Raw genomic sequence first — 736 nt, 5'->3', positions numbered from 1 at the left:
AGTAAGTATCCACCCGTATAACGGGTGGCTTTTTTTCAGCCCTATAAGGGCTCATTCCGCACATACTCCCTAAAGGGAGCTCTCAAAAGACTGCCAACCGCTATTCACTTTACCTTTTATTTGGTTTTACTTTTTGAATGGATCCACGTATTCTCGTTTTGAAATTGAATCGAGCACCCTGTCATCTGCTTCCTGCTCTCTGATATACTTTTCAATCGTTTTTTGGTTCAGTCCGACGGTGCTCACATAGTATCCCTTCGCCCAAAACGTTCTGTTTCCATATTTGTACTTCAAATTCGCATGTTGTTCATGGATAAGTACGGCACTTTTCCCTTTCAAATATCCCATAAATCCAGAAACACTCAGTTTCGGCGGAATTCTCACAAGCATGTGTATATGATCAGGCATCGCATGTGCTTCGATAATTTCTACATCTTTCATATCACATAATCGTCTAAGTATTTTCCCTATGTCTTTTCGAAGTTGTCCATACACAACTTTTCTCCTATACTTAGGAGTAAATATTATATGATACTTACAATTCCATCTTGTATGTGATAAACTTTGGTCGTCTTTAGACATTCAATATGCCCCTTTCTTTTCTAAATAGCGGTTGGTAGCCATTATTTAGTATACAGAAAGGGGCATATTATCGCTAAAGCTACTTCATCCACACGCATAGCGTGTGGTTTATTTGTTTCGCACGTCTACGTGCTCAACCGACTGAAGTCACTAA

General features: G+C 39.4%; 1 protein-coding gene. It reads right to left on the bottom strand.

The features are described from left to right. Positions 1 to 126: 126 nt before the first annotated feature. Positions 127 to 582, bottom strand: coding sequence for an IS200/IS605 family transposase (gene tnpA / locus EYB29_RS11255; RefSeq protein ID WP_166627299.1), 456 nt, complete (start codon positions 580 to 582; stop codon positions 127 to 129). Between the last annotated feature and the right edge of the window lie 154 nt (positions 583 to 736).

The organism is Jeotgalicoccus sp. S0W5 (assembly GCF_011634875.1).
Taxonomy (GTDB): Bacteria; Bacillota; Bacilli; order Staphylococcales; family Salinicoccaceae; genus Jeotgalicoccus; species Jeotgalicoccus marinus.
The sequence above is the reverse complement of the archived record's forward strand: the minus strand, read 5'-3'. Positions and strand labels throughout refer to the sequence as shown.

What these genes read in the sequence shown, in the direction of transcription:
- tnpA (WP_166627299.1), bottom strand. Translation starts at nt 582, where the DNA reads ATGTCTAAAGACGACCAAAGTTTATCACATACAAGATGGAATTGTAAG.